Annotated in this window: 27 protein-coding genes and 1 pseudogene; 11 read left to right on the top strand and 17 right to left on the bottom strand. The window is 61.8% G+C overall.

The genetic code is table 11. From position 1 onward, the window contains the following. Positions 1-17 precede the first annotated feature (17 nt). The 3 genes from JN279_RS07510 to JN279_RS07520 form a co-directional block, all read right to left on the bottom strand. Positions 18-281, bottom strand: a complete 264-nt coding sequence (locus JN279_RS07510) for an ArsR/SmtB family transcription factor (protein WP_027041916.1) — start codon at positions 279-281, stop codon at positions 18-20. Between the two features lie 31 nt (positions 282-312). Continuing rightward, positions 313-1,560, bottom strand: coding sequence for an MFS transporter (locus JN279_RS07515; RefSeq protein WP_096451038.1), 1,248 nt, complete (start codon positions 1,558-1,560; stop codon positions 313-315). Between the two features lie 92 nt (positions 1,561-1,652). Next, positions 1,653-1,847, bottom strand: coding sequence for a DUF1192 domain-containing protein (locus tag JN279_RS07520; protein ID WP_096451036.1), 195 nt, complete (start codon positions 1,845-1,847; stop codon positions 1,653-1,655). A 122-nt stretch (positions 1,848-1,969) separates the two neighbouring features. Between JN279_RS07520 and JN279_RS07525 the strand changes: the two genes are divergently transcribed. The 3 genes from JN279_RS07525 to JN279_RS07535 all read left to right on the top strand — a co-directional run bounded on the left by JN279_RS07525 (position 1,970) and on the right by JN279_RS07535 (position 4,551). After that, positions 1,970-2,980, top strand: coding sequence for an NAD(P)H-quinone oxidoreductase (locus JN279_RS07525; RefSeq protein WP_202352412.1), 1,011 nt, complete (start codon positions 1,970-1,972; stop codon positions 2,978-2,980). 362 nt (positions 2,981-3,342) lie between these two features. Beyond that, on the top strand, positions 3,343-3,483 hold the full coding sequence (locus tag JN279_RS07530; protein WP_006327955.1) for a DUF1127 domain-containing protein: 141 nt from the start codon (positions 3,343-3,345) through the stop codon (positions 3,481-3,483). A 375-nt stretch (positions 3,484-3,858) separates the two neighbouring features. Beyond that, the gene (locus JN279_RS07535) at positions 3,859-4,551 is read left to right on the top strand and encodes a DUF1013 domain-containing protein (RefSeq protein ID WP_096451032.1); all 693 of its coding nucleotides are present in this window, start codon (positions 3,859-3,861) and stop codon (positions 4,549-4,551) included. Positions 4,552-4,612: 61 nt separating this feature from the next. Here the strand turns inward: JN279_RS07535 and JN279_RS07540 are convergent, their stop codons facing one another. The 4 genes from JN279_RS07540 to JN279_RS07555 form a co-directional block, all read right to left on the bottom strand. Continuing rightward, positions 4,613-5,332 carry a helix-turn-helix transcriptional regulator gene (locus JN279_RS07540; protein ID WP_095201249.1) on the bottom strand — a complete coding sequence of 240 codons (720 nt, stop codon included), beginning with the start codon at positions 5,330-5,332 and terminating at the stop codon, positions 4,613-4,615. A 72-nt stretch (positions 5,333-5,404) separates the two neighbouring features. After that, positions 5,405-5,812 (bottom strand): hypothetical protein, encoded by a 408-nt coding sequence (locus JN279_RS07545; protein ID WP_202352413.1) that lies wholly within the window; start codon positions 5,810-5,812, stop codon positions 5,405-5,407. A gap of 66 nt (positions 5,813-5,878) precedes the next feature. After that, entirely contained in the window at positions 5,879-6,469 is a 591-nt protein-coding gene (locus tag JN279_RS07550) for a DJ-1/PfpI family protein (RefSeq protein WP_202352414.1), read from the bottom strand. Between the two features lie 84 nt (positions 6,470-6,553). Next, positions 6,554-6,721 (bottom strand): hypothetical protein, encoded by a 168-nt coding sequence (locus JN279_RS07555; protein ID WP_202352415.1) that lies wholly within the window; start codon positions 6,719-6,721, stop codon positions 6,554-6,556. 309 nt (positions 6,722-7,030) lie between these two features. Between JN279_RS07555 and JN279_RS07560 the strand changes: the two genes are divergently transcribed. Together JN279_RS07560 and JN279_RS07565 are read left to right on the top strand one after the other, a co-directional pair. Next, complete coding sequence (locus JN279_RS07560; protein ID WP_202352416.1) at positions 7,031-7,984, top strand: ring-cleaving dioxygenase; 954 nt, start codon at positions 7,031-7,033, stop codon at positions 7,982-7,984. Between the two features lie 110 nt (positions 7,985-8,094). Next, positions 8,095-8,256: a hypothetical protein gene (locus tag JN279_RS07565; RefSeq protein ID WP_080643995.1), complete on the top strand. Its 162-nt coding sequence runs from the start codon at positions 8,095-8,097 to the stop codon at positions 8,254-8,256. Positions 8,257-8,282: 26 nt separating this feature from the next. Here JN279_RS07565 and JN279_RS07570 read toward each other — a convergent pair whose 3' ends face one another. From JN279_RS07570 to tkt, 7 genes are all read right to left on the bottom strand, one after another. Continuing rightward, positions 8,283-8,996 (bottom strand): SGNH/GDSL hydrolase family protein, encoded by a 714-nt coding sequence (locus JN279_RS07570; RefSeq protein WP_202352417.1) that lies wholly within the window; start codon positions 8,994-8,996, stop codon positions 8,283-8,285. Positions 8,997-9,079: 83 nt separating this feature from the next. Beyond that, positions 9,080-9,817, bottom strand: a complete 738-nt coding sequence (locus JN279_RS07575; protein ID WP_202352418.1) for a DUF899 domain-containing protein — start codon at positions 9,815-9,817, stop codon at positions 9,080-9,082. A gap of 165 nt (positions 9,818-9,982) precedes the next feature. After that, on the bottom strand, positions 9,983-11,008 hold the full coding sequence (locus tag JN279_RS07580) for a class I fructose-bisphosphate aldolase (RefSeq protein ID WP_096451018.1): 1,026 nt from the start codon (positions 11,006-11,008) through the stop codon (positions 9,983-9,985). A 127-nt stretch (positions 11,009-11,135) separates the two neighbouring features. Beyond that, complete coding sequence (locus JN279_RS07585; RefSeq protein WP_202352419.1) at positions 11,136-12,332, bottom strand: phosphoglycerate kinase; 1,197 nt, start codon at positions 12,330-12,332, stop codon at positions 11,136-11,138. Positions 12,333-12,488: 156 nt separating this feature from the next. Continuing rightward, positions 12,489-14,372, bottom strand: a complete 1,884-nt coding sequence (locus JN279_RS07590) for a potassium/proton antiporter (RefSeq protein WP_202352420.1) — start codon at positions 14,370-14,372, stop codon at positions 12,489-12,491. 196 nt (positions 14,373-14,568) lie between these two features. Then, positions 14,569-15,579, bottom strand: a complete 1,011-nt coding sequence (gene gap / locus JN279_RS07595) for a type I glyceraldehyde-3-phosphate dehydrogenase (RefSeq protein ID WP_096451012.1) — start codon at positions 15,577-15,579, stop codon at positions 14,569-14,571. 212 nt (positions 15,580-15,791) lie between these two features. Continuing rightward, positions 15,792-17,783, bottom strand: a complete 1,992-nt coding sequence (tkt, locus tag JN279_RS07600) for a transketolase (protein ID WP_096451010.1) — start codon at positions 17,781-17,783, stop codon at positions 15,792-15,794. Between the two features lie 261 nt (positions 17,784-18,044). On the opposite strand from tkt, the gene JN279_RS07605 reads away from it, so the two are divergent. The 4 genes from JN279_RS07605 to JN279_RS07620 all read left to right on the top strand — a co-directional run bounded on the left by JN279_RS07605 (position 18,045) and on the right by JN279_RS07620 (position 20,531). Further along, the gene (locus JN279_RS07605; protein WP_006200774.1) at positions 18,045-18,317 is read left to right on the top strand and encodes a DUF4164 domain-containing protein; all 273 of its coding nucleotides are present in this window, start codon (positions 18,045-18,047) and stop codon (positions 18,315-18,317) included. Positions 18,318-18,327: 10 nt separating this feature from the next. Then, positions 18,328-18,690 (top strand): cell division protein ZapA, encoded by a 363-nt coding sequence (locus JN279_RS07610; RefSeq protein ID WP_096451008.1) that lies wholly within the window; start codon positions 18,328-18,330, stop codon positions 18,688-18,690. Positions 18,691-18,853: 163 nt separating this feature from the next. Beyond that, a complete protein-coding gene (locus tag JN279_RS07615; RefSeq protein WP_019861622.1) occupies positions 18,854-19,513 on the top strand; it encodes a peroxiredoxin in 660 nt (219 codons plus the stop codon). A 145-nt stretch (positions 19,514-19,658) separates the two neighbouring features. After that, positions 19,659-20,531, top strand: coding sequence for an MBL fold metallo-hydrolase (locus tag JN279_RS07620; RefSeq protein ID WP_096451006.1), 873 nt, complete (start codon positions 19,659-19,661; stop codon positions 20,529-20,531). Positions 20,532-20,614: 83 nt separating this feature from the next. On the opposite strand, the pseudogene JN279_RS07625 reads toward JN279_RS07620, so the two are convergent. Then, positions 20,615-20,755, bottom strand: a pseudogene (locus tag JN279_RS07625) (sigma factor-like helix-turn-helix DNA-binding protein); the annotation flags it as partial. Between the two features lie 200 nt (positions 20,756-20,955). On the opposite strand from JN279_RS07625, the gene JN279_RS07630 reads away from it, so the two are divergent. Next, positions 20,956-22,788: a hypothetical protein gene (locus JN279_RS07630; protein WP_202352421.1), complete on the top strand. Its 1,833-nt coding sequence runs from the start codon at positions 20,956-20,958 to the stop codon at positions 22,786-22,788. Between the two features lie 252 nt (positions 22,789-23,040). Here the strand turns inward: JN279_RS07630 and rpoH are convergent, their stop codons facing one another. Next, complete coding sequence (gene rpoH / locus JN279_RS07635; RefSeq protein ID WP_019861619.1) at positions 23,041-23,952, bottom strand: RNA polymerase sigma factor RpoH; 912 nt, start codon at positions 23,950-23,952, stop codon at positions 23,041-23,043. A gap of 189 nt (positions 23,953-24,141) precedes the next feature. Then, positions 24,142-25,197 (bottom strand): RluA family pseudouridine synthase, encoded by a 1,056-nt coding sequence (locus JN279_RS07640; RefSeq protein WP_096451000.1) that lies wholly within the window; start codon positions 25,195-25,197, stop codon positions 24,142-24,144. 24 nt (positions 25,198-25,221) lie between these two features. On the opposite strand from JN279_RS07640, the gene JN279_RS07645 reads away from it, so the two are divergent. After that, positions 25,222-25,605, top strand: coding sequence for a fimbrial protein (locus tag JN279_RS07645; protein WP_096450998.1), 384 nt, complete (start codon positions 25,222-25,224; stop codon positions 25,603-25,605). Positions 25,606-25,620 lie beyond the last annotated feature (15 nt).

Consider the following 25,620-nt stretch of genomic DNA (forward strand, 5'->3'; position numbering starts at 1 on the left):
GATAAAGGGCGAGAAGATCAAGCTTCCCAGAATTGATCGAGCCAGATGTTGAGCTTCAGGAAGCCGGAATTGCTTACCGTATAGACACGCCGCGTGCCTTCAGCCTTGGCGTTGACCAGTCCGGCGTCGAGCAACACTTTCAGATGCTGCGATACGGCCGGGCGTGAGACTGGCAAGCCGGCCGCCAACTCGTTGACGGTCTTCGGACCGCGTCGAAGTTCTTCCAGGAGGTGGCGCCGATTGGGGTCGGCGATCGCCATGAAGGCGTCGGAAAACATCATGCCTCATTTGTGAGGCAAAGTTCTTCGAATCTCAACTGTCTGCTTCTGCTTTTCTTCTTGGATCGAGCCGCAATGCTTCCGGCGTCACCGAGCGGTCGGCCGGCTGCGTCTTGAAGGCGTCGCGATCGCCGATCGGCACCGGAGCGCGGCGGCTGATGCGCAGCAGCGTGTAGCCGGCCAGCGACAGATGCGCGAAGGCGGTCGCCAGGAACAGGCCCTCCGGGCGCATCCAGCCCATCAGCGCCGCTGCCAGCAAAGGGCCGATCATGGTGCCGAAGCCGTAAAGCAGCAGCAAGCCTCCCGACACCTTGACGAAATCCTCCGCACGGGCGTGGTCGTTGGCATGGGCCACGGCGATCGAATAGAGCGTGTAAGCGAAGGCGCCGTAAGCGGCGGTCAAGACGATGACAAAGACGGCGGAGCGCGGCTCGAAGAGGAAGACCAGGAGTGCGACCAACGCCGCGCCAAAAGCGGCACCGGCCAGGACGAAACGGCGGTCGGTCTTGTCGGACAGGCGCCCGGCCGGCAGCTGCATCGCGGCACCAGCAACCACCACCAAGCTCATCATCAGGGCAATCTCAGGCGTCGAGATGCCGATACGGGCGCCGTAGACGGCACCCAGCGTACCCCAGGCGCCGTTGGCGATACCGACCAACAGGCAAGCGACCGCCGACACCGGCGAGTTGGCGTAGAGCCCCTTGACGTCGAGCTTGACGTCCTGCAGCGGCTTGGGGAGTGATGCCGAAGAAACCGCGGTCGGGATCAGCGACAGGCAGAACAGGATGCCGGTGATCATGAACAGCGACGCCGATTTCACATCACCGCCGGCGACGATCATCTGTCCGCCCATGATCGAGGCGTAGGTGACCATCATATAGAGGCCGAAGACGGTGCCGCGGTTCTCGTTGGTGGCCTTCTCGTTCAGCCAGCTCTCGATGACCATGAAAGCGCCGGCCATGGTGAAGCCGGTGAAGGCGCGCAACAGGATCCAGACATATTCGTCGATGATCAGGCCGGTGAGCAGCGCCACGATGGCGCCGGACGCGGCAAAGGCGCCGAAGGCGCGCACATGCCCGGCGCGGCGCACAAGGCGCGGCGCGAAGAAACAGCCGGTGACGAAGCCGCCGGCCCAGGCGGTGCCCATCAGGCCGAGCGATGCGGTCGAGAACCCTTCCACCTGGCCGCGCAGAGGCAACAGCAGCCCGTGCAGACCCGATGCCGCGAGCAGAAAGGCAGTGCCCCGAAGCAGGGAGAGGATCGGTCGGTAGGATGCGAGCATTTTTTGATCCGGCTGGACTCTGAAAGGGGTGGCAGGGTCTGAAGACAGTCGCATTCCGGCTTTTCAGCGGCGAGCCGTCCCGCCCCGGTCCACTATCCGCGGCGGAACAGTGCCTCGGCGGCCGATTTGGTGTTGTCCTTGGCCTTGAGCTCGGCTTCCAGCCTGGCGATTTCTTCGCGCAGTATGCCGATGCGCTCCGACAGTTCACCGACGGAAAGCAGCGACAGGTCCTGCCCGATCTCGTGCGGGCGCGCCTTCTTCTTGGGTTCGTCGTCGAAGATCGCCATCGCTGCTCCTCCTCCGCCACACCAGATTGGCCATTTGCCTGATTTGGCAATCAGCATACATAGGGCAAGGGTGTGGATGCAAACAGCCGGTAAGAATGCGGCGAGGAAAGACGGGAAACTTCATGGCGAGCGGACAGAAAATTCCGGCGAGGATGACGGCGATCGCAATCTCGGAGCCGGGTGGCCCACGGGTGCTGAAACCGGAGACGCGCGACGTGCCGCAACCCGGCCCCGGCGAGATCCTGATCAAGGTGCATGCCGCCGGCGTCAACCGCCCTGATGTGCAACAGCGCAAGGGCGCCTACCCGTCGCCGCCCGGCGCATCGGACCTGCCGGGCCTCGAAGTCTCGGGCGAAGTGGCAGCCCTTGGTGACGAGATATCGCGCTGGCGCATCGGCGACCGGGTCTGTGCGCTCACACCCGGCGGCGGCTATGCCGAATATGTCAAGGTTCACACCGGCAGCGTGCTGCCGCTGCCCGCAGGCTTCACGCATACGGAAGCGGCGGCGGTACCGGAAAACTATTTCACCGTCTGGCACAATGTGTTCGAACGCGGCGGCCTGAAAAAAGGTGAAACGCTGCTGGTGCATGGCGGCTCGTCCGGCATCGGCACGACGGCGATCCAGCTGGCTTCGGCCTTTGGCGCCTATGTCATCACCACCGCCGGATCCAAGGAAAAATGCGATGCCTGCCTGAAGCTCGGCGCCGACCGCGCGATCAATTATCGCGAGGAGGATTTCGTCAAGGCGGTCAAGGAGGCGACGGATGGCAAGGGCGCCAATGTCATCCTCGACATGGTCGGCGGCGACTATGTCCAGCGAAACTACGAGGCCGCCGCCGTCGAGGGCCGCATCGTCCAGATCGCGGTGCAGGCCGGTGCCGTCGCCAGCGCCGATTTTTCCAAGATCATGGTCAAGCGGCTGACCCATACGGGTTCGACGCTGCGGCCGCGCACCGTCGAGTTCAAGGCGGCGATCGCGGCGGCGCTGGAGGCGCAGGTCTGGCCGCTGCTCGGCACGCGCAAGGTGGCACCTGTCATGGACATGATCTACCCGCTCACCGATGCCTGGCGCGCGCATGAGCGGATGGAGGAGGGCGAGCATATCGGCAAGATCGTGCTCGACGTCGGTTAGTACGTGCCGATTTCAGGTCAGACCGGCCTGCAAATGATGGCTTCCTGAGGTTCCAGGCCTTCGCCGGCCGAAGCACTCATGAGTGGTCGTGGTAGTTCAGGCTACGGCCGGCGCAGGCCGGTGCTCACGTGCTTAAGTACGCTCCGCTCGTCGCAAGGGCGACCCCGGCAGCCATCATTTTCGACTCGGCCTGACCTGAATCTCGACACGTCCCGAGCCGAGGACTGCCTACGAGATGAACAGAGGCTTAATGGTGCAATGCAGCATTTGCATCATTGCTATGCAAAATCGGCCGTTCAAGTCCCCATCGATGATCACTATCTGTGCAGCATCGAAACGAACACCCCATCAGGAGGACTACCATGAACCCGATCCGCGCTTTCCGTAACTGGCGCATGTACAACGAGACCGTGCGTGAACTGAACAAGCTCAACGCCCGTCAGCTCAACGATCTCGGCATCAACCGCGCCGACATCGAACGGATCGCCCGCCAGGCGATCTGATATCAAGCACGACCCCGGCCGCAAGGCCGGGCACGTGTTGAGAAGTAGAGCCGTCGCAGACGTTTCCCGTTTCCGGTTCCGAGCCCGCTGGACCTTGTCCAGCGGGTTTTGTCTTTTTTGGGGGGCCGGCCGATTGCCCGCCTATTCAAGGAGCGCGCGCAGCGCTTCTGTGTCCTGCTCAAAAGCTCCGGGCCCTTGGCTGAGGTCAAGGCATTCGAATGCGCTTGCCGGCTCCGGAACGCGTCGGGGCGACCGCGCGTCCAAAAACATTGCGAAACAGCAAGGGAACGGTTATACAGGCCGCGAATTTCCCATTTTGGTGGCTCTAAACCACCGCCCGCGCGGGAACGCGGGCGAACGAGAAGGATTTTTTAAATGGCCAATACGCTGCTGATGCCCAAGGCGACCGCCGTCTGGCTGGTCGACAACACCGCGCTCTCCTTCGAGCAGATCGCGCAGTTCTGCGGGCTGCATCCGCTCGAGGTCAAGGCGATCGCCGACGGCGAATCGGCGCAAGGCATCAAGGGCATGGACCCGATCATGACCGGCCAGCTGACCCGCGACGAGATCGCGCGCGCCGAGAAGGACCCGAACCAGCGCCTGAAGCTTTCCGACCCCAAGGTGCGGGTGCCGGAATCCAAGCGCAAGGGCCCGCGCTACACGCCGCTGTCGAAGCGCCAGGACCGGCCGAACGCCATCCTGTGGCTGGTGCGCAACCATCCCGAACTCAAGGACGCGCAGATTTCGCGTCTCGTCGGCACCACCAAGTCGACGATCGAGCAGATCCGCGAACGCAAGCACTGGAATTCGGCCAATCTGCAGCCGATGGACCCGGTAACGCTGGGTCTCGCCTCGCAGATCGACCTCGACATGGAAGTCAACCGCGCCTCGCGTGGCCGCGAGCAGGCGCAGCCGGTCGGCGACACGCTGCTGCCGGCGGCCTTGACCGAGCGCCTGGTGCCGGCCCCCGAAAAGCCGAAGGACGAGGATGCCGAACTCGACGCCAACGCCGTGTTCGCCAAGCTCTCGGCGCTGAAGTCGAAGACCCCCGACACCGACGAAGAGTAAGGTTGTCGCGAACTCATCAAAAAAGCCCGCTTCGAGCGGGCTTTTTTGTGGTCCGGTCGTCTCAGCTTCGTGCCACGCGGTCCGGCGCCATGCCATAGTCCTCGCTGCGCTCCACGGCGCGGTAGAAGTCGGCGAGCTGCTTGCCGCGCTCCGGCTTGAAGATGCGGCCGGCGATCACCACCGAGGCGATGCGGTCGATGCGGAAGGCACGGAAGTCGTCGCGCATCTCGCACCAGGCGACCAGCGTCCACACCTTGCCCCAGAACCACAGGCCGAGCGGCCTGATGTCGCGCGCGGTGCCGCGGCCGGCCTCGTCGCAATAGTCGATGGTCAGCACCTGGCGTTTTTCGACCGCGCGCTCGATCAGGTCGATCGCCTCGCGGGCGGCGTCGCTCACCACCCACATCGGTGTGTGGATCTCGGTGCGGGCGATGCGGTCCTTTTCGGCGTCGGGCAGCACGGCGCCTATCTTGACCAGCGCCTCGTCGGCGGCGCGTGCCATGGCGGCACCGCCAAAGGCACGCACCATGCGGGCGCCGGCAACCAGCGCCACGATCTCGTCACGCGTGAACATCAGCGGCGGAAGGTCGAAACCTTCCCTCATCATGTAGCCAACACCGGCCTCGCCGTCGATCGGCACCCCGGTCGACTGCAGGTCGGCTATGTCGCGATAGATCGTTCGCTCGGAAACCTCGAGCCACGTGCCGAGCTTCTGGGCGGTGACCAGACGGCCACCACGCAGATGCTGCACGATCTGAAAGAGCCTGTCGGCGCGGCGCATCGTTTGCTTCCCCAGTTTTATCTCTATGCATGCCGTGGTCCCGGAACTGGGCCCACTTCCAGATGACATGCATTACGGTTTCAGTCCTTCGCGCTTGCGCTGGGCGGCAACGAACTCCGCGCCAAAGGACAGTTTCTTCGTTGTCGGCGTCTTCGCATCGAGCACGCGCCAGAAGGGCGCGACGTCGCTCAGTGTCATGCCGCGCTCGAGGTCTTCCTTGGCGGCTTCGGCAACCGTGCGCAGATGATAGCCTGTTGTGACCGGGCATGTCACTTCGGCGCCGTGTTCGATGGCAAGGGCAGTGCGCAACGCGCGGATATCCATCTCGACGCCTGCGGGAATCGAGCGGATGAAATCGTCAACCTGGCGAGCGGTCGGCACCAGCATCGGCTGGCCCTCGACCACGTCACCCACCGTGCGCGGCGTCGGTTTCACGCCGTTGATGCCAGGCGTGTTCAGCCTGTCATTCCAACTTTTCATCGATCGTCCTCTCGGCCGGCCATGCGCATTATCCCACCATCGCATGCGTCTCCTGACAGCATACTGTCAGGAGGCTTCAGCATACTCCCTGACAAACAGCGTTCGCATCTGCGCGAGATCGCTGGCTCTTTCGGGATAGAGTGTGTTCAGAAAGGCAAGGGCAAAGGTGCCGGGCGCCGAACCAGGCGCGGAAACAATTTTGCCGTCGGCGACCGCATGCGGCACGTCTTGATAGTTGCTGTCGCCGGCATAGCCGGCTTCATGGCCGTTGATCCAGTCGCGGCCATTGCTGGTGTGCCTGGCGCCTTCGAACATGCCGGCCCGGGCCAGCGCCAGCGTGCCGGCACAGATACCGCCAACCACACCGCCGCGCGCTGCCACGGTATTGAGCAGTTGGGCGACATCCGGCGGCGTCTTGCCCGCCCACTGGTCGGAGCCGATGACGGCGACTGCGTCAAGATCAGCATTCTCTTCGACACCGACCGAACGGTCGGGCGTAAGCCGAAAACCGCTGATTCCGGTCACGGGCTTGCCTTCGGGTGTCAGCGACACGGCGCGAGCGCCGAACCATTCGACCGCCGAAGCCGCAAGCAGCCCATATTCCCAGTCGGCAAAACCTTCGATGAAAAGGAAGCCGATTGTCTTCTGTTCGGGCATAAGCGCGCTCCATCCCTCGCATGCCGGACCTGATATCTGGGCGCTGGTCCGGCCACATCCAATATTCGTGTCGAAAAAATAGTCTCAATTGCCGTGGGGGCGACGTTCCGCATACATATCGGGCCAGCCGATGTCCTTGCGGATGTCCGCGGGCAGCGAGTTCATAAAACGCTGCGTGCGGATTTCGTTGCGCATGGTGCGAACCTTGCCGACATAGTGCTGCATGCCGCGCAGAATGGTGTAACCGTTCATGACCAGTCTCCTCTCTTTTGATGGAGACACTATCGCACACCCCTCCTGACAGCAGTCTGTCAGGAGGATGTCAGGCGGTCAGCGATAGTTACGCTCGACGCGTCTCCTGAGGGAAAGCCTAGTTTTTCGATGCCGCCGCGCCTTGCTGCAGCAAGCCGCGGAGCCGGATTGTTTCACCATAGGCGTCACAATATGTGCGGTGTTGTTCATCATGCTGCGACGGACTGTCAGGATAGGCGACCTTCAGCGGCGTGACCGCAGTTCTGATATGAAGGGAGAAAATTCTTCCCCAAAACCAGGGAGACGACCGTGAGCCTGCAACTGACAGGAATCCACCATCTGACCGCCATCACCGCCAATGCCCCGGGTAATCTTCACTTCTACACGAGGGTACTGGGCCTGCGGCTGGTCAAGAAGACGGTGAACCAGGACGACACATCGGCCTACCACCTTTTCTATGCCGACGGTGAAGCGACGCCAGGCACCGACCTTACCTTCTTCGACTGGCCGGTTGGCCGCGAACGGCGCGGCACCCACTCCATCGCGCGGACCAGTCTCCGGGTCGGCAGTCTGGAGAGCCTTACCTGGTGGAAGCAGCACCTTGCCGCCGAAAACATCGTGACAGGAGAGATTGCCGACATTGGCGGCTATCCCAGCCTGGATTTCGAGGATCCCGAAGGCCAGCGCCTGCGGCTCATCAGCGACGGTGGCAAGGGCGGCAGCCATCCCTGGGCGCAAAGCCCGGTGCCGGCGGAGCATCAGATCCGCGGGCTCGGGCCGATCGTCATCAGTGTCCCCGACATCACCAACACCGAGGCGGTGTTGACCAGGGTGATGAACATGCGCAACGTCCGCGACTATGCCTCGCCTGATGGCGAGGGCCAGGTCCATGTCTTCGAAATGGGGGCTGGCGGGCCGGCGGCGGAGCTGCATGTCGCCGTGCAGCCCGGGCTGGCGCCCGCAAGGCAAGGCGCCGGTGCGGTTCACCACGTTGCGTTCAGGGCACCGGACCAGGAGACGTTGCATCAGTGGACGGCCCGTCTGGCCGAATTCCGTCTACCGTCGAGCGGCGAGGTCGAACGTTACTACTTCCGTTCGCTCTATTTCCGCGAGCCGAATGGCATCCTGTTCGAGATCGCCACCGACGGGCCGGGGTTCACCGCCGACGAGCCGCTGGAGACGCTGGGCGAAAGCCTAGCCCTGCCGCCTTTCCTTGAGCCGAAGCGCGCTTCGATCGAGGCTGGCCTCAAGCCGTTGAAATAGAGCGCCCTAAGCGGGTGCCACGCTCCGATTCAGGAACGTGGCGCCCGTTCTTTCTTAGAGGCTAAAACGAGGCGCTTTGACAGCCGCCCGCGTTGCTGGTCAAAGGCGGCATGACGAAACTCCTCGCCCTTGTGATCATTGGTTTCATGGTCATCCAGCTGATCAAACCGATCGGCTGGCCCGGGCTCAAGCGCCGCGGCGATTTCTGGAAGCTGGCGCTGCTGGCGATGGCGGCGATCTCGCTGGCGGCCGTGCTCGGGCATCTGACATAGCCCGCCAAAATGGCGGTTGCGCAAGGTCAGCCGGCAAGCACCTGGTCGACGAGATGTTCCGCCCAGGCGCGGTAGCCTGCCTCCGAGGCGTGGAAGCCGTCGGAGGCAAAACCGGCTTCCGGGTTGGTGATCGGCAGGCGTGGCGCCGGCACCGCGCCGCGCTCCAGGCAGAGCCGCTCACCCATCCGGTTCATTGCGGTGGCGCGGATCTCGAGGATCTTGCCGAGCAGCGGCGGCATGGCCGGCGCGCGCGTGAATTCGAGCACCGGCGACCATACCACGCGCGCCTCCGGCCATTTGGCGCGCAGCGCGTAGAGCAAGCCGCCGAACTCCTTCTTGAAGCGCGGCACCGAGTGAAAATTCTTGGTGTCGTTGGTACCGATGGCCAGCACAATATGCGTCCACGGGTCGGCCGAGAGATTGGGCAGGACATGGTCGCGGATCTGGCCTGACGTCGCCGAATTGAAGCCGGCGGCGCGCCAGCGCACGGCGCAACCGGTACGCTGCGCAATCAGCACGGCGAGTTGCGCGGCAAGACCGTTTTCCGAATTGCCGATGCCGACCGAGGCTGCGGAGGAGTCGCCCAGCACCAGAAGCGCGATATCAGGCGCCTTGCCTGATATCTCGTGCATGACCGGCCCCTGTGCCGGTAGCATGCGCGAGGTGCGGCGGCGAACGCCGAGCCCTTGCCAGACATAAACGGGAAAGGCGAGCCAGGTGAGAAGGGCGGGGAAACGCATGGCGATACCGTGGAATGATCTGCGGCAGGCTTAGCGCATGTTTCGTCCGCCGTGAACGGATACTCGCATCGCTGGCCGGTGCCCTAGGGGTATACGTCGTCCTGTCGCGACCTGTTTCCATATTCATCGTGTAGCCGCACCCAGTCCATAGAGGTCCTGTAAGGACCGGTCTCGTCACGGCCTTTCGGTGCGATGTCGAGATATTGATAGGCGCCGATGAACTCTTCGCTGCCACGGGCGCGCGACATGAAGGTCAGGAAGAGGTCACCGGTTTCGTTCTTGTGGAAGACAGTGGTGCCGGGCAGGTCTTTCGACGTCAGCACCGGTGTTTCGAAATTGTAGACCGCTTCGCCAGATGCGATCTGCTTGTCGGTGAAGGACACCTGCATGTCGAAGTTGAAGTCCGAGGCATAGGAAGACACCCAGTCGAACTTCCAGCCCATGCGCTGCTTGTAGGGCAAGAGCTCGGCGAGCGGCGCCCGCGATACGGCGACAAGCGACACATCATGATGCCTAAGATGCTGGTTGGCGCCGTCCATATGATCGGCGACGAAGGCGCAGCTTTCACAATGATGATTGGAACCCGGCGCGAAAACGAAGTGGTAGACGATCAGCTGGCTGTTGGCGCCAAACAGCTCGGCCAGTTTCCTCGGCCCTTGTTCGGTCTCGAAGACATAGTCCTTTCTGATCTTCAGCCAGGGCAATTCACGCCGCTCGGCCGCGACGCGTTCGCGAAGCCGCGTCAGTTCCTTCTCGCGGGCCAGATGTGCCTTGTGCGCCTGGAACCAGTCTTCGCGTGAAACGACCTTGTTGCGATGCATGAACCTCTCCCTGTCTCTCATCCCAAGGACGTTCGGGATGGGCGCAAACCGACATCGCCGGCAACGCCCAGAGGAAATAGGAATGAGGAGGTCTTCCCCCAAATCCGCAGGCAACAAAAACCCGGGCGCATTGGCCCGGGTTCGAAGAAGACGAAAGAGCTGGGATCAGGCGGCCTGTTCGAGGCTCGCCTTCCATTTTCCGAGCGCCGCCAGATAGTTCATGTGGGCGCGATGGGTGAAGGCGGCCTGGCCAGCGGCGACGTTCGAGGCCTTGCCGCTCCACGCCTTTTGTGGGGCGGCCTGCAGTGCGCGGCCATAGGAGAAGGTCAGCTTCCACGGATGCGGACCGATGGCATTGATGGCGTTGAGGTTGGCGGTCGCCTCCTCGTCCTCCTGGCCGCCGGAAAGGAAGGCGATGCCCGGGACGGCGGCCGGCACCGTCTCGCGGAACAGTTTTATCGTCATCTCGGCGACCTTTTCGGGACTGTCCACTGTGCCCGACTTCTTGCCCGACAGAACCATGTTGGGCTTCAGGATCGTGCCTTCGAGCACGACACGCGCCGCATGGAGTTCATCATAGAGCTTGATCAGCGTCGCCTTGGAGACCTCGTAGCAGGTGCCGATGTCGTGGGCGCCGTCCATCAGCACTTCCGGCTCGACGATCGGCACGATGCCGGCTTCCTGGCAAAGCGCCGCATAGCGGGCGAGCGCATGGGTGTTCGCGCTGATCGAATTGACCGAGGGCACGCCCTTGCCGGTATCGATGTCGATCACCGCGCGCCATTTTGCGAAGCGGGCGCCGAGCTTGTAGTAGTCGGCAAGCCGTTCGCGCAGGCCGTCGAGGCCTTCGGTGACGGTGTCGCCGGGAAAGCCGGCCAGCGGCTTGGCGCCGGCATCGACCTTGATGCCGGGAATGGCGCCTGATGCCTTGATGATGTCGACCAGCGGCGTGCCGTCGGCGGCCTTCTGGCGGATGGTCTCGTCATAGAGGATGACGCCGGAGATGTACTTCGTCATCGCGTCCTTGGCGCGGAACATCATCTCGCGATAGTCGCGACGGCTGTCGGCGGTCGATTCGACGCCGATGACGTCGAAACGCTTCTTGATGGTGCCGGAACTTTCATCGGCGGCCAGCAGGCCCTTGCCGTTGGCCACGATCGCGGCGGCAATGTCTTCGAGACGTTCGCTCATCATGCTTCTCCTGGAGGGGTTCGTTCCGCGCTTAACGGAAGTCTACCGCCAAAGGAATGGCATCGGAAAGCTCGAATCGATTGAAAGTTTCGGGCGCCGACCGCCGCGCCGTCGATCCCGCCGGGGCCTACTTCTTCAGCACGTCGACGCCGGGCAGCGGCTTGCCTTCCATCCATTCCAGGAAAGCACCGCCGGCGGTCGAGACATAGGTGAAGTCGTCGGCGACGCCGGCATGGTTGAGCGCCGCCACCGTGTCGCCGCCGCCAGCGACGGAGACCAGCTTGCCGGCCTTGGTGCGCGCGGCCGCGTGTTTTGCCGCGGCAACCGTGGCGTGATCGAAGGGCTCGATCTCGAAGGCGCCGAGCGGGCCGTTCCAGACCAATGTCGCGGCGCGGTCGATCCACTCCCCGATCGTCGTCACGGTCTTTTCGCCGACATCGAGGATCATGCCGTCGGCCGGTACGTCGGAGATGGCGACCGTCTCGCAGGCGGCACCGGCCTTGAACTCCTTGGCGACGACACCGTCGACCGGCAGGATGATGGCGCAGCCGGCCTCGGCCGCTTCGATCATGATCTGCTTGGCGGTGGGGGCCAGGTCATGCTCGCACAGCGACTTGCCGACATCGGTGCCGCGCGCGGCAAGGAAAGTGTTGGCCATGCCGCCGCCGATGACCAGCGCGTCGACCTTCTTCACCAGGTTCATCAACAGGTCGATCTTGGTCGAGACCTTGGCGCCGCCGACGATGGCGACGACCGGGCGGACCGGGTTGCCCAGGCCCTTCTCCAGCGCTTCGAGCTCGGCCTGCATGGTGCGGCCGGCGAAGGAGGGCAACAGTCGCGCCAGTCCCTCCGTCGAGGAATGGGCGCGGTGCGCCGCCGAAAAGGCGTCGTTGACGAAGATGTCGCCATTGGCGGCGAGCCTTTCGGTGAAGGCCGGATCGTTCTTCTCCTCGGTCTTGTAGAACCGGGTGTTTTCCAGGAGCAGCACGTCGCCCTTGTTCATGGCGGCAACAGCACTTCCCGCCGTGTCGCCGACGCAATCCGAGGCAAAGCCGACGGGACGGCCGAGCACCTGCGCCGTCGCCCTGGCGATCGGCTCTAGTGAGAATTCGGGCGAGGGGCCGTCCTTGGGCCGGCCGAAATGCGCAAGCAGGATGACCTTGGCGCCCTTGCCCGACAGTTCGGCGATGGTTGGCGCGATGCGTTCGATGCGGGTGGCGTCGGTGACCTTGCCGTCGGCGACGGGAACGTTGAGGTCGACGCGCACCAGCACGCGCTTGCCGCTGATGTTGCCGATGTCGTCTAGTGTCTTGAAGGCAGCCATGCCGGTCCCTTTCCTCGGAAAATCGCCGGGACCATACCCCGCGCCAACGCCGATGCAAGGCTTTGGCCGCGGTGCGGTGCGAAATTTTGAGGCGGGCGGGGACATAGTCCGTGAAGATCGTGCCGTGAGGATGGGCGAGGCAAACGATCGCCCTTGTCAGCTCCCGGTCGTTGCCTTCTCGACCGGCGGTTCAGGGGGAGCATCCGCCTGAGCGGCTTCCACCTGCGTCTCGGTCGGCTTGCGCCAGTTGCGGATGAAGGCGCTGAGGCGGTCGCCCATCTCGCCGGCGCTCAGGAAGACCGGCACCCGCGCCACCGGCGCGGTCGGCTCGAAGGAGAGGCCGAGACCCGTGATCCGGCCCTTGTCGTCGACATCCCTGACGATCAGCTCGATCGAGCCGATCAGCACGCGATCGGCATATTCGGCATGGCCGCCAAGTCGCGCCGTGACCAGCGCGCCGACGGTGAGCTTCTGCTCCACCTCGGTCAGGCCCGGTGTGTAAGCGGCTTCCAGTTCGGCGGCGGAGCGCGCCGGGTCGACGGCGAAGGCGCCGAAGAAATCAGCATCTTCCGGGTCGACCACCGCACGGCTGGCGAACAGCTTGTCGAGCAGGCGCGGATAGCGGTCCGGCACGAAGATGTAGACCTGGTCGCCCGCGGCGAGCCGACCCATATCCTGGAAGCGCATCGAGCGGCCGTCGCGCAGCACCAGCGAGGGCCGTGCCCAGCGCGGAATGCGCTCGCCGCGCGCCACCGGGCTGCCATGCGCCACGCGATAGGCGAGAAGCTCGTGATGGGCGGAGCCGGGCAGTTCGAGCTCGACTTTGTCCAGCGGTCCCAGCCGCGCCGGCACGATGAGGCCAAGGCGACGCGCCAGCGGGCCGACGGTCCAGCCCTGGATGACCAGCGAGACCAGCACGATGATGAAGGCGGCGTTGAAGATGGTGCGGCCATTCTCCAGCCCGCCGAGCAGAGGGGTGATGGCGAGCAGGATCGAGACGGCGCCGCGCAGGCCGACCCAGGAGACGAAGGCGACTTCGGGACGCGGCAGGCGGAACGGGATCAGGCAGAGCCAGACGGCGACGGGCCGCGCGACGAACATCAGGAACAGGCCTAGCGCTATCGCCGGCACCATGATCGCCGGAAATTGCGAGGGGGTGGCGAACAGGCCGAGGATCAGGAACATGATGATCTGCGCCAGCCACGACATGCCGTCCTGGAAGCGCTTGAGGATGGTGACGGCGCGGATGTCGGAATTGCCGGCGATCAGCCCGGCGACGTAGACCGCCAGGAAGCCCGAGCCGCCAATCGCGCCAGCGGCGGCGAAAATCATCAGCGACAGGGTCAGCACGAAGATCGGCAGCAGGCCATGGTCGAGATTGAGCCGGTCGACGAGGCGCACGATGGCAAGGCCGCCGAGCACGCCGACAATGGCGCCGAGGCCCATATTGACGAGGAAGCCGAGGATCAAGCTGGTGGCGAGCACATTGGCTTCGGGATTGGCGTGGGCGGCGATGATCTCGACCAGGGTAATGGTGAGGAAGATGGCGATCGGGTCGTTGGTGCCGGATTCGACTTCGAGCGTGGAGCGCACGCGCTCGCGCAGATTGATCTCGCCGGCGCGCAGCAGGAAGAACACCGCCGCCGCATCGGTCGAAGCGACGGCGGCACCGAGCAGGAAGGATTCCAGCCAGGTCAGGTCGAGCAGGTAGTGGGCGGCGGCGCCGAACAGGCCGGTGGTGAGAAGCACGCCGAAGGTCGCCAGTGACAGCGCCGGCCCCGCTGCCTGCCGCAAAGCGTTGAGCGGCGTGCCGAAGCCGGAATCGAAGAGGATGACCGCCAGCGCCAGTGAGCCGGCAAAATAGGCGATGCGGGCATTGTCGAATTCGATGCCAAGGCCGTCGGTTCCGGTGGCGAGCCCGATGCAGAGAAAGAGCAGCAGGAGAGGGGCGCCGAAGCGAAAAGCGATCAGGCTCGAAAACGCGGCGGCGACAACAAGCGCCGTGCCGACCAGCGTGACGAGATAGATCGCATGCTCCATCCGTGATTTGCCCCTCGAATTCCTCTGTCTTCCGGATTCAAGGGAGAGTGAGGCGAAGGCATGACCAGTGCAAGGCGGGAGAGTGGTTTTTTGGCTGAAGCCGCTGATTTTCGGACAGTACTGCGTTGCTGCTCCGGCAAATGAAAACGCCCGGACAGAGCCGGGCGTTTCAAGTCTCTGGAAGATGGGTCCGCGATCAGGCGATGGTCTTGCCGAAGGCCACGGCGGTATCGCCCATGCGGTTGGAGAAGCCCCACTCATTGTCGTACCAGGACAGCACCGAAACGAAGTTGCCGTCCATCACCTTGGTCTGGTCGAGCGCCATGATCGAGGATCGCGGATCGTGGTTAAAGTCGATCGACACGTTCGGGTGATGGGTGACGCCGAGAATGCCCTTCAGCTTGCCGTTGGAGGCGGCGATGACCGCTTCGTTGATTTCCTGCACCGTGGTGGCGCGCTTGGCGATGAACTTGAAGTCGACGACCGAGACGTTCGGGGTCGGCACGCGGATCGAGATGCCGTCGAGCTTGCCCTTGAGGTCGGGGAGCACGAGGCCGATTGCCTTGGCCGCACCGGTCGAGGTCGGGATCTGCGACAGGGCCGCGGCACGGGCGCGGTAGAGATCCTTGTGCATGGTGTCCAGCGTCGGCTGGTCGCCTGTGTAGGAGTGGATCGTCGTCATCATGCCCTTTTCGATGCCGACCGTCTCATGCAGCACGGCGGCCAGCGGCGCCAGGCAGTTGGTGGTGCAGGACGCATTCGAAATGACGATATGGTCCTTGGTCAGCTTGTCGTGGTTGATGCCGTAGACCACGGTCAGGTCAGCGCCGTCGGCAGGTGCCGAGACCAGCACGCGCTTGGCGCCGGCGGTCAGGTGCGCGGCGGCCTTGTCACGGGCGGTGAAGATGCCGGTGCATTCGAGCGCGATGTCAACGCCGAGTTCCTTCCACGGCAGCTGGCTCGGATCCTTGATGGCGGTGACCTTGAACTTTTCCTTGCCGACGGTGATCTGGTCGCCATCGACGCTTACTTCATGCGGGAAACGGCCGTGCACGCTATCGTAGCGCAGCAGGTGCGCATTGGTCTCGACCGGGCCGAGATCGTTGACGGCGACGACCTCGATGTCCTTGCGGCCGGATTCATGGATGGCGCGCAGGATGTTGCGGCCGATGCGGCCGAATCCGTTGATGGCAACTCTGACAGTCATTTTTCTCTCCCTGGGAGCTGGAAGGCTGACGATGGGTCCGCAGCTTCATAGCGGCGGACGGGCAAAGAATCCAGCCGCAGCGACGTGAATTTAAATCGATTAGGTTGGGCCAGTCCGGCGAAATCGCTTTGCGCGGTTTCGCCGGAGCATTTTTGTTTTGTGCTGCCGCCATCCCCAAAACCGCGACGCAGTTTTGGGCGGCATGCACAGCCTTACTTGGCGTGCAGGCGGGCTTCCGCCGCTTTGGCCGCCGCCTCGGCGGTGATGCCGAAATGCGGGTAGAGCTGCTCGATCGTGCCCGAGGCGCCGAAGCCGGTCATGCCGACGAAGATGCCATCCGAGCCGATGAGGTGATCCCAGCCCTGGCGGATGCCGGCCTCGATTGCCATCTTGATCGGCGCGTTGCCGATCGTCTTCTTGCGATAGTCGTCGCTCTGCTTGTCGAACAGTTCGAAGCAAGGCACCGAGACGACGCGGGTCGGATGGCCATGCTTTTCCAAGAGGTCACGGGCGCCGAGCGCGATCTCGACTTCAGAACCGGTGGCGAAGATCGTCACCGCTGCCTCGCCGCTGGCCGCGGCCAGTTCATAGGCGCCCTGGCTGCTCAGGTTCTTGGCCGAGTGTTCGGTGCGTACCGTCGGCAGGTTCTGGCGGGTCAGCGCCAGCGTCGACGGCGTCTTTTCGGATTCGAGCGCGATCTGCCAGCATTCGGCGGTTTCCACCGCGTCGGCCGGGCGGAAGACATTGTGGTTCGGAATGGCGCGCAGGGCCGCCAGATGCTCGACCGGCTGGTGGGTCGGGCCGTCTTCGCCAAGACCGATGGAATCATGGGTCATGACGAAGATCGAGCGGATGCCCATCAGCGAGGACAGCCGCATCGACGGGCGGGCATAGTCGGAGAAGCACATGAAGGTGCCGCCATAGGCGATGAGGCCGCCATGCAGCGTCAGGCCGTTGATGGCGGCCGCCATGCCGTGCTCGCGGATGCCGTAGTGGACATAGCGCTGGCCGTAATCGTCCGGCGTGATGTTCTTGGTCTGGCTGGTCTTGGTGTTGTTGGAGCCGGTCAGGTCGGCGGAGCCGCCTATGGTTTCCGGCACCGCACCATTGATGACTTCCAGCGCCATTTCCGACGATTTGCGGGTGGCGACCTTCGGCTTGTCGGCCGAGAGCTTCTTCTTGTAGTCGGCGATGACGGCGTCGAAATTGGACGGCAGCTTGCCACTGAGCCGGCGCTCGAACTCGGCCTTCAGCTTCGGCTCGGCCTTGGCGAGGCGGCCTTCCCAGTCTGCGCGCTGCTTGGCGCCCGCCTTGCCGGCGGTGCGCCAGGCGTCGAGGATGTCGGCCGGAATTTCGAAGGGCGGCGACTGCCAGTTGAAGAACTTGCGCGCACCGGCGATCTCGTCGGCGCCGAGCGGCGAGCCGTGCGCCTTGTTGGTGCCGGCCTTGGTCGGCGCGCCGAAACCGATGGTCGTCTTGCAGGCGATCATCGTCGGCTTGTCGGAGTGGCGGGCGGCTTCGATGGCATAGGCGATGGCTTCCGGATCGGTGCCGTCGATATGGCTGGCGTTCCAGCCGGAGGCCTGGAAGCGGGCGACCTGGTCGGTGTTGTCGGCAAGCGAGACCGGGCCGTCGATCGAGATGTTGTTGTTGTCCCAGAAGACGATCAGCTTGTTGAGCTTCAGATGCCCGGCAAGCGCAATGGCTTCCTGGGAAACACCTTCCATCAGGCAGCCGTCGCCGGCCAGGACGTAGGTGTAGTGGCTGACGAGGTCGTTGCCGAAGGCGGCGTTCATGATGCGCTCGCCGAGCGCGAAGCCGACCGAATTGGCGAGGCCCTGGCCGAGCGGGCCGGTCGTCGTCTCAATGCCGTCGGCGTGGCCATATTCGGGATGGCCGGCGGTCTTGGAACCGAGCTGCCGGAAATTCTTGATCTGGTCGAGGGTCATGTCTTCGTAGCCGGTCAGATGCAGCAGCGAATAGAGCAGCATCGAGCCATGGCCAGCCGACAGGATGAAACGGTCGCGATCGGGCCAATGCGGGGCCTTGGCGTCAAATTTCAGAAAGCGGGTGAACAGCACCGTGGCAATGTCGGCGCAGCCCATGGGCAGGCCGGGATGGCCGGAATTGGCCTTCTCGACGGCATCCATGGAGAGAAAGCGGATCGCATTGGCCATCCGGTCATGTTGTTCACGCGACGTCATGGTTCCTCCAAAGGTGGGGGTTTGGGGCTTGGGAGAGCCTTGAAAAGGGTGCGCGACACATAGCAGGCGCGGGCTTTTAGTCAACAAATCGGGTGCAGATTTGCCGGTCTTGTGATGCTGGCGGCGGGCCTACATTAGCGTTAGCAGGGGACAGTCGCGAGAGCTTTGTTGACGTTGCCTTCACCCGGTGCCTAATGTTTCCGAGATAACGCGTTCTGAACGCGAACGATTCGGTGATGGGCAGGGCACAGGACGAAGGCCATGACCGGGGAAACCACGCTCAAGGAAGTCATCGCCAGGCTGGGCAAGGCCATCGAGGGGCTGGAAAACGCCGTCGCGGCCAAGCTGGAGCATGAACGCGATTACTCGGAAGCCGAGGCCGAAGTGCAGCGGATGAATGCCGACCGCTCCCGGTTGGCGCAGGAACTCGATAATTCCGAAGCGCGCGCCGAACGGCTGGAAGACGCCAACAAGGAAGTATCGCGACGGCTGGTGACCGCCATGGAAACCATCCGCGCCGTGTTGGACAGATAGGAGCTGGCCCATGGCACAGGTCACGGTTTCAATCGACGGCAAGCAGTATCGCATGGCCTGCGACGAGGGTCAGGAAGAGCATCTGATCGATCTCGCCGAACGCTTCGATCGTTATGTCTCGCACCTGAAGGATTCCTTCGGCGAGATCGGCGACCAGCGGCTGACCGTCATGGCCGGCATCATGGTGATGGACGAACTCTCGGAACTGCAGAAACGCGTCAAGGGCATGGAAAGCGAAGTGCTGACCTTGCGCAAGACGCGCGACGAGGCGCTGACCAAGGCCGACAAGAGCGACAGCGTGTTGACCACCGCGCTTGGCGCGCTGGCGCAGCGCATGGAAGATCTGGCGACGTCGCTGGCGGTGAAATCCTAGACATTACCGACGCCGACAGCGAAATTTCTACATTCCCCAAGAAAAGGCGAAATTTTTTCGCGGCCTGCACCGCTGCCGGGCGACCTCACCGTTTTGAACGTCGCCGAGGGAGTGATAAAAGGTGGGAGCCCGCCAACTCGCGGCATTCACAGGGGTAGGAACCATGAGCCTTCGCATCAACGATATCGCGCCGGATTTCACCGCCGAGACCACGCAAGGGACGATCAGCTTTCACGACTGGATTGGCGACGGCTGGGCGATCCTGTTCAGCCACCCGAAGAATTTCACCCCGGTCTGCACGACCGAGCTCGGCACGATGGCCGGGCTGGAAGGTGAGTTCAAGAAACGCAACGTCAAGATCATCGGCATCTCTGTCGATCCGGTTGCAAGCCATGACAAATGGCAGGCCGACATCAAGACGGCGACCGGCCAGACGGTGCACTATCCGCTGATCGGCGACAAGGATCTCAAGGTCGCCAAGCTCTATGACATGCTGCCCGCCGGCGCCGGCGAGACCTCGGAGGGCCGCACGCCCGCCGACAACGCCACCGTGCGCTCGGTCTATGTCATCGGGCCGGACAAGAAGATCAAGCTGGTGCTGACATACCCGATGACCACGGGCCGCAACTTCGACGAGATCCTGCGCGCGGTCGATTCCATGCAGCTCACCGCCAAGCATCAGGTGGCGACGCCGGCCAATTGGAAGCAGGGCGAGGACGTCATCATCACCGCCGCCGTTTCCAACGAGGATGCGATCAAGCGCTTTGGCGCCTTCGAGACCATCCTGCCCTACCTCAGGAAGACCAAGCAGCCCTCCGCCTGAAAGAGCGTTATCGGAACAGTTTTTGGCTTTTCCGCCCCTGTGAGCCAAGTCATGCTTGACTGGCTCGCTGGGGTGGACAACCATGCCCGCAATGGGTGCTGGTGGAGAAAATCGTTCCCGCCGGCGATGGGTGAGGGAGCCGGAAGTGGACGTAACTTTGGCCAGGCCAATGGTCAGGGGGTTTTACGACAAGCCGACCGGGGCCATCCAGTATGTCGTCACCGATCCGGCGACGAAGCGGTGCGCCATTATCGATCCGATCCTCGACTTCGATGAGAGATCCGGCGCAACGGCTACGAAGAGCGCTGATGCGGTGCTCGATTTCATCGGAGAAAGCGGGCTGGAGCTCGAGTGGATCCTCGACACCCACCCGCATGCCGACCATTTCTCGGCAGCGCATTATTTGAAACAGAAGACAGGGGCGTTGATAGCGATCGGCGACAGGATCGTCGATGTCCAGAAGCTGTGGAAGGTGATCTACAACTGGCCGGATTTTCCCGCCGACGGCTCGCAGTGGGACAGGCTGTTCAGGGAAGGCGAGACGTTTGCGATCGGCAGCCTTCCGGTCAAAGTGCTGTTCTCACCCGGGCATACGCTGGCCTCGATCACCTATGTGGTCGGCGACGCCGCCTTCGTGCACGACACGCTGTTCATGCCCGACAGCGGCACGGCGCGGGCGGATTTTCCCGGCGGCAGTGCCGCCCGGCTTTGGCGCTCGATCCAGGACATACTGGTTTTGCCCGACGAGACGCGAATCTTCGTCGGCCATGACTATCAGGCCGGCGGCCGCGAGCCCTTGTGGGAAAGCTCGGTGGCCGCGCAGAAGGCAACGAACATCCATCTCGTTGCCGCCCACAGCGAGGCCGAGTTCGTGGCGCTGCGCGAGGCGCGCGACCGGACATTGCCGATGCCGAGGCTGATCCTGCACGCGCTGCAGGTCAATATGAATGGCGGACGGCTGCCGGAACCGGAAGCCAATGGAAGGCGGTATCTGAAGTTTCCTCTGGACTCGCTTTGAGGTCGCAACTCGGCGGCCAGGGACGAAAAAGGCGGCGCCAGTTTCCTGGCGCCGCCTTTTTCATTTTGTTGCCGAACCTGGCTTTAAGCCGCCGGTTGGGCCTCGATGGTGCGCAGCGCCTGGGTCTGGCGCTTGGCGGCGGCCTTGACGGCATCCTGCACCTTCTCGAAGGCGCGCACCTCAATCTGGCGCACGCGCTCGCGGCTGATGTCGAACTCGGCAGTACATGCCCGGCACACAACGGTACTTTATTGATCTAAAAAAAGCTGCTATATTAGAGCTTGCTTTCGCATCACCGGAGGAGAATGAGATGAAAGCGCTCTCGATCATTCTGATGGTTCTATTGTTTGCGAGCGGGTCGCTATGTAAAGATGCCTTTGCTTTGGGACCTTGTAATCCGAACAACCAAGTTTGCAGTTGACAAATGGTCAACGGGTTTTGGTATGGGGGAGCTTTCCTATTCTCCTTGGTTGTCTTGGGTATGTTTACCTGGCGTCGCTTTGGAGAGATTGATATCCAGGACGACGGCAGGCTTAGTGTCTTTCTTCAAGGTGAGAGAAAGACATCATATATTGCAACTAAGGGTCAGTATAGAAGAGGCTTTATAGTATATTATTCTGCCTATCTCATCATTTTTGTTGCTTTATGCTTAAGTCAGCCGATAGCTTCCTGGGTTACTCACGAGATAACTGGCGGTGCTCTGGCTGATAGTTGGGCAACCCCAGCGGGGCCGCTTTTTGTTTGTTCCCTTTTGGTTGGCGCATTGCCTCATTTTTCCAGCGTAGAGACTTTTGAGAATAGTTGGTTGCGCCTGTCTCAAAAAGTAGCTGGCGTTCCAGAGGATTTGATCGAGCTTATTAGCTTCCTTAACAAGCAGGACATACTGGATAAATTAGATTCCGTTGCAGATATTACAGAAAAATCGAATATTAACGAGATGGATGTACTTGCTAGGATTATACGGCTTCCGGAAGCCGACAGGCAGTCGCTCTATGAAAACAGCGTGCATTGCGCCCTGCTAACGCCGTGGACGGTGCATAGAGAGCAGTCCAGAGAGATATGGTCGGACGATGTTATAGATAGATTCCGTAAGCAACAAATATTTACAGAAGGAGAGTACAAGTCGACGTTTAATCTCCGTGATATTATATTGAGAGACTGGAAATCGTTCGCTGAAGCTATCGATGGAGTTCTTAAATCGACGGGTACTGGTAAGACCTACAATGATATCCTGGCTCAACCGACGCTCAGGGAGGAGCCGTCTGTAAAATCAGCTATCGATGGGTATATTGCTTCTCAGAGTGGGGTAGCTGATATCTCGCAAAGGGTACTTTCTATATCCGACAGGATCGCGGACTGTGCTTACTATCACGAGGCGCTCCTTGCGCTAATTATTTCAAATGATAAGAACGCGGCGCTTGACAGGGCGCCGCCGGCAATTGTCTCAATTGCCGAGCAAGTTAGATATACCTCAGTCTCGAGCGAGCTAAATCGTGTTGCTTTGGCCTCCGTTGCAGGGCTTTCTGCGACATTTGTCATTTGTGCGACTATAAGGCTTATAAACAGTAATATTAGAGGCGATCAGGTAAATCCACAAGAATTGGTGAAGACATCGTTAACCATAGGCTGGTATAAAGTATTGGGCCTTGCTGCGGTATTTGTTTTACCTCTATTTGTCGCGATTATATATAGATACAGGAAGAGGCTCGATAGGAGTTGGAAATATCTCTATGCGATAAATAGTGAAGTTCGCATAATCCAAATGCTGTCTATCGCCATAAGAACTTTTATTATCGCAGCAATATTGCAAGGTATAGTCTATCTCGGCTATAAGTCGATATCTATATATCTTAATGACAAATCTATGTTTACGCCAAACGCGCTACTTGGTCAGATGTACGATTTTTACTTTACAAAGATATTTACAGGTCAGCTATTGATTTCAAGTTTGGGTTGCTTTTTGGCTGTGTCATTGTGCTATATTCTGGACAGGTCTTTGGAATTGACTACTTCAATTCGCTTTGCGTGTTTGTTTGCTTTGTTTGTGATTGTAAGCTCTAGCGTATTTTATGTCGCTGTGCAGATTCCTTTTGCTCCAATAGGATATTTTGTACCCAAAACGATTGATGGAATTTCAATTGGGTACTTTGACAATTTAATTAGTGACGTGTCGGCGATTGGGGCATTCCTTTTGCTCTTTTTTTTGGTATTTTATTTGGGCGATCAACGAAACGGAAGCCGAGCTGATAGGCAATAGCTGATTGTCCGACCTTCAATCAGATTAGCGCTAACGAAACTGTTGTCTGACTCGTTATGATGAACGCAGGGCGGTAGACTGAAGCGAAATCTTGGTGATGTGGGTTCGGACGGCCGTGCCAATCCGACTCTGGCAACCGAGAACGGGTGGCGCATCCTTAGTGAGCCGGCGTTTGGCTCACAAGATTGGCGGCGCCAATTGCCTTGCGCCACCAATACTAATTGATTGCCCGCGTCTCAGTACCGAAACGCTTTAAGCCGCCGGTTGGGCCTCGATGGTGCGCAGCGCCTGGGTCTGGCGCTTGGCGGCGGCCTTGACGGCATCCTGCACCTTCTCGAAGGCGCGCACCTCGATCTGGCGCACGCGCTCGCGGCTGATGTCGAACTCGGCCGACAGCTCTTCCAGCGTCAGCGGCTCCTCGGCGAGGCGACGGGCCTCGAAGATGCGCCGCTCGCGCTCATTGAGCACGGCAAGAGCGCCCGACAGCATGCCGCGCCGGTTTTCCAGCTCGTCCTGCTCGATCAGCATCTCTTCCTGGCTTTCGTGGTCGTCGACCAGCCAGTCCTGCCATTCGCCGGATTCGCCTTCCGTCGCCCGGATCGGCGCGTTGAGCGAAGCGTCGCCGGACAGGCGGCGGTTCATCGACACCACTTCGGCTTCGGAAACGTTCAGCCGCGTGGCGATCTCGGCGATCTGGTCGGGCTTGAGGTCGCCGTCATCCAGCGCCTGGATCTTGCCCTTCACCTTGCGCAGGTTGAAGAACAGCCGCTTCTGGTTGGCGGTCGTGCCCATCTTGACCAGGCTCCACGAGCGCAGGATGTATTCCTGGATCGAGGCCTTGATCCACCACATGGCGTAGGTCGCGAGGCGGAAGCCGCGCTCGGGTTCGAATTTCTTGACGGCCTGCATCAGGCCGACATTGCCTTCCGAGATCACCTCGCCGATCGGCAGGCCGTAGCCGCGATAGCCCATGGCGATCTTGGCGACGAGCCGCAAATGGCTGGTGACGAGTTTGTGCGCAGCGCTGGTGTCTTCATGCTCGGCATAACGCTTGGCGAGCATGTACTCTTCCTGCGGCTGAAGCATGGGAAAGCGGCGGATTTCTTCCAGATAGCGGCTGAGGCCGCCTTCGCCGGAAACGATACTGGGTAATGACTGGGCCATGATAGCGCCCCCTCTCTATTGGAGTGATGCCCCCGAAACGCGGCGGGCATGTGACGCGAGCACCCAAAGGCTCGCTCGCGACGTCACGTATATACAGGAACAAAACCAGAAAAGACAGACATTTGTTCAACACGAAACAGTGTGTCACGCTGAAGTGAACAGTGCCAGTCAGGTTTTTTGATGGCTGGTTCAGAGATTGCGAAAGCCGCCGACGAGTTCCTCCATGTCCCTCGGTATCGGCGCCTCGAACCTCATGGGTAAATGGGTATCGGGATGGCGAAATGCAAGGAGCCAGGCATGCAAAGCTTGCCGGGAAAATGCCTTGACCTGACTTTTCAGCGGTTCCGGCAGCCGGTTGGCCTTGGTGCGGAAGGCCTGGCCGTAATCGGGGTCGCCGATCACTGGGTGGCCGATATGGGCCATGTGGACACGGATCTGGTGGGTGCGGCCGGTTTCCAGCCGGCATTCGACCAGGCTTGCCGTGGCGAACTCCTGCTGTTTTTCGCCAAAACGCTCCTGGACGGCAAAGTGGGTGACGGCATGGCGGGCGTCGTCGCGGCCTTCCGGCACCACGGCACGGCGCACCCGGTCGGCGGCCCGGCCGAGCGGCGCATCGACTGTTCCGGTCGGCCTCTGTGGTATGCCCCAGACCAAAGCCAGATAGGCGCGTTCGAGATCGCCGGTCCGGCCGTGATCGGCGAAGGCTTCCGACAGCGCCTTATGGGCGCGGTCGGTCTTGGCCACCACCATGACGCCGCTGGTCTCCTTGTCGAGACGGTGCACGATGCCCGGGCGGCGCACCCCGCCAATGCCGGACAGGCTGTCGCCGCAGTGATGGATCAGCGCGTTGACCAGCGTGCCGGTCCAGTTGCCGGCGCCGGGATGGACGACCAGCCCGGCCGGTTTGTTGATGACGATCAGTGCGTCGTCCTCATAGAGCACGTCGAGCGCGATGTTTTCTCCCGCAGGCGCGGCCGGCTCGGGCTCCGGCATGGCAACCGATACGCTTTCGCCCGCGCTCATCTTGCGCTTGGTTTCGTCGACCGGCTTGCCGTCAATAGAGACCGCGCCTTGCCTGATCAGCATCTGCACGCGGCTGCGCGACATATCAGGGCCGAGGCTGGCGGCCAGCCATTGGTCGAGGCGCTGGCCAGCCGCATCCGGTCCCGCCACCAGCACGGTGGGCGCTGCCGCGATGAATTGGTCCTCTATCAATTCAGGGGCCTCTTCGTTATGAGCGCTCATTGAAAAATTCCGGAATGTTTTGCCATGGCCAGCCCGATTGCCGACGAAGACCAGGAGAAGCCGCTCGACGCCGAAGCTGAAAAGGTGCGCAAGAAGCTCATCCGCTTCATGGGCATCAATCTCGGCCTGCTGTTTGTCGCCCTTATGGTGGTGATCGGGGCCCTTGTCTACAAAGCGCGCAACGCTCCGCCCACAAGTGCGCAACTGGCCGGCGATATCCAGGCACCCGCCGGCGAGCCGCTCAGCGGCGACATCGTGCTGCCGGTCGGCGCCAAAGTGGTCAGCCAGTCGCTGTCCGGCAACCGCATCTCGATCGACGCCGAGCTCGCCGACGGCGGCCGTGCGATCTTCGTCTACGATATCGCAGAGCGCCGTCTGATCGGCCAGTTCGCCATTCGCAACAAATGACCGGCCGCAACACTA

The sequence above is a fragment of the Mesorhizobium sp. 113-1-2 genome (assembly GCF_016756475.1).
Taxonomy (GTDB): Bacteria; Pseudomonadota; Alphaproteobacteria; order Rhizobiales; family Rhizobiaceae; genus Mesorhizobium; species Mesorhizobium loti_C.

Excerpts from the sequence above, each read along its gene's own strand:
- JN279_RS07535 (WP_096451032.1), top strand. The coding sequence starts at position 3,859 with ATGGCCAATACGCTGCTGATGCCCAAGGCGACCGCCGTCTGGCTGGTC.
- JN279_RS07545 (WP_202352413.1), bottom strand. The coding sequence starts at position 5,812 with ATGAAAAGTTGGAATGACAGGCTGAACACGCCTGGCATCAACGGCGTG.
- JN279_RS07525 (WP_202352412.1), top strand. The coding sequence starts at position 1,970 with ATGGCGAGCGGACAGAAAATTCCGGCGAGGATGACGGCGATCGCAATC.
- rpoH (WP_019861619.1), bottom strand. The coding sequence starts at position 23,952 with ATGGCCCAGTCATTACCCAGTATCGTTTCCGGCGAAGGCGGCCTCAGC.
- JN279_RS07605 (WP_006200774.1), top strand. The coding sequence starts at position 18,045 with ATGACCGGGGAAACCACGCTCAAGGAAGTCATCGCCAGGCTGGGCAAG.
- gap (WP_096451012.1), bottom strand. The coding sequence starts at position 15,579 with ATGACTGTCAGAGTTGCCATCAACGGATTCGGCCGCATCGGCCGCAAC.
- JN279_RS07640 (WP_096451000.1), bottom strand. The coding sequence starts at position 25,197 with ATGAGCGCTCATAACGAAGAGGCCCCTGAATTGATAGAGGACCAATTC.
- JN279_RS07630 (WP_202352421.1), top strand. The coding sequence starts at position 20,956 with ATGGTCAACGGGTTTTGGTATGGGGGAGCTTTCCTATTCTCCTTGGTT.
- JN279_RS07645 (WP_096450998.1), top strand. The coding sequence starts at position 25,222 with ATGGCCAGCCCGATTGCCGACGAAGACCAGGAGAAGCCGCTCGACGCC.
- JN279_RS07590 (WP_202352420.1), bottom strand. The coding sequence starts at position 14,372 with ATGGAGCATGCGATCTATCTCGTCACGCTGGTCGGCACGGCGCTTGTT.
- JN279_RS07565 (WP_080643995.1), top strand. The coding sequence starts at position 8,095 with ATGACGAAACTCCTCGCCCTTGTGATCATTGGTTTCATGGTCATCCAG.
- JN279_RS07615 (WP_019861622.1), top strand. The coding sequence starts at position 18,854 with ATGAGCCTTCGCATCAACGATATCGCGCCGGATTTCACCGCCGAGACC.
- JN279_RS07515 (WP_096451038.1), bottom strand. The coding sequence starts at position 1,560 with ATGCTCGCATCCTACCGACCGATCCTCTCCCTGCTTCGGGGCACTGCC.
- JN279_RS07520 (WP_096451036.1), bottom strand. The coding sequence starts at position 1,847 with ATGGCGATCTTCGACGACGAACCCAAGAAGAAGGCGCGCCCGCACGAG.
- JN279_RS07585 (WP_202352419.1), bottom strand. The coding sequence starts at position 12,332 with ATGGCTGCCTTCAAGACACTAGACGACATCGGCAACATCAGCGGCAAG.
- JN279_RS07550 (WP_202352414.1), bottom strand. The coding sequence starts at position 6,469 with ATGCCCGAACAGAAGACAATCGGCTTCCTTTTCATCGAAGGTTTTGCC.
- JN279_RS07540 (WP_095201249.1), bottom strand. The coding sequence starts at position 5,332 with ATGCGCCGCGCCGACAGGCTCTTTCAGATCGTGCAGCATCTGCGTGGT.
- JN279_RS07580 (WP_096451018.1), bottom strand. The coding sequence starts at position 11,008 with ATGAGCGAACGTCTCGAAGACATTGCCGCCGCGATCGTGGCCAACGGC.
- JN279_RS07575 (WP_202352418.1), bottom strand. The coding sequence starts at position 9,817 with ATGCATCGCAACAAGGTCGTTTCACGCGAAGACTGGTTCCAGGCGCAC.
- JN279_RS07530 (WP_006327955.1), top strand. The coding sequence starts at position 3,343 with ATGAACCCGATCCGCGCTTTCCGTAACTGGCGCATGTACAACGAGACC.
- JN279_RS07555 (WP_202352415.1), bottom strand. The coding sequence starts at position 6,721 with ATGAACGGTTACACCATTCTGCGCGGCATGCAGCACTATGTCGGCAAG.
- tkt (WP_096451010.1), bottom strand. The coding sequence starts at position 17,783 with ATGACGTCGCGTGAACAACATGACCGGATGGCCAATGCGATCCGCTTT.
- JN279_RS07610 (WP_096451008.1), top strand. The coding sequence starts at position 18,328 with ATGGCACAGGTCACGGTTTCAATCGACGGCAAGCAGTATCGCATGGCC.
- JN279_RS07510 (WP_027041916.1), bottom strand. The coding sequence starts at position 281 with ATGATGTTTTCCGACGCCTTCATGGCGATCGCCGACCCCAATCGGCGC.
- JN279_RS07570 (WP_202352417.1), bottom strand. The coding sequence starts at position 8,996 with ATGCGTTTCCCCGCCCTTCTCACCTGGCTCGCCTTTCCCGTTTATGTC.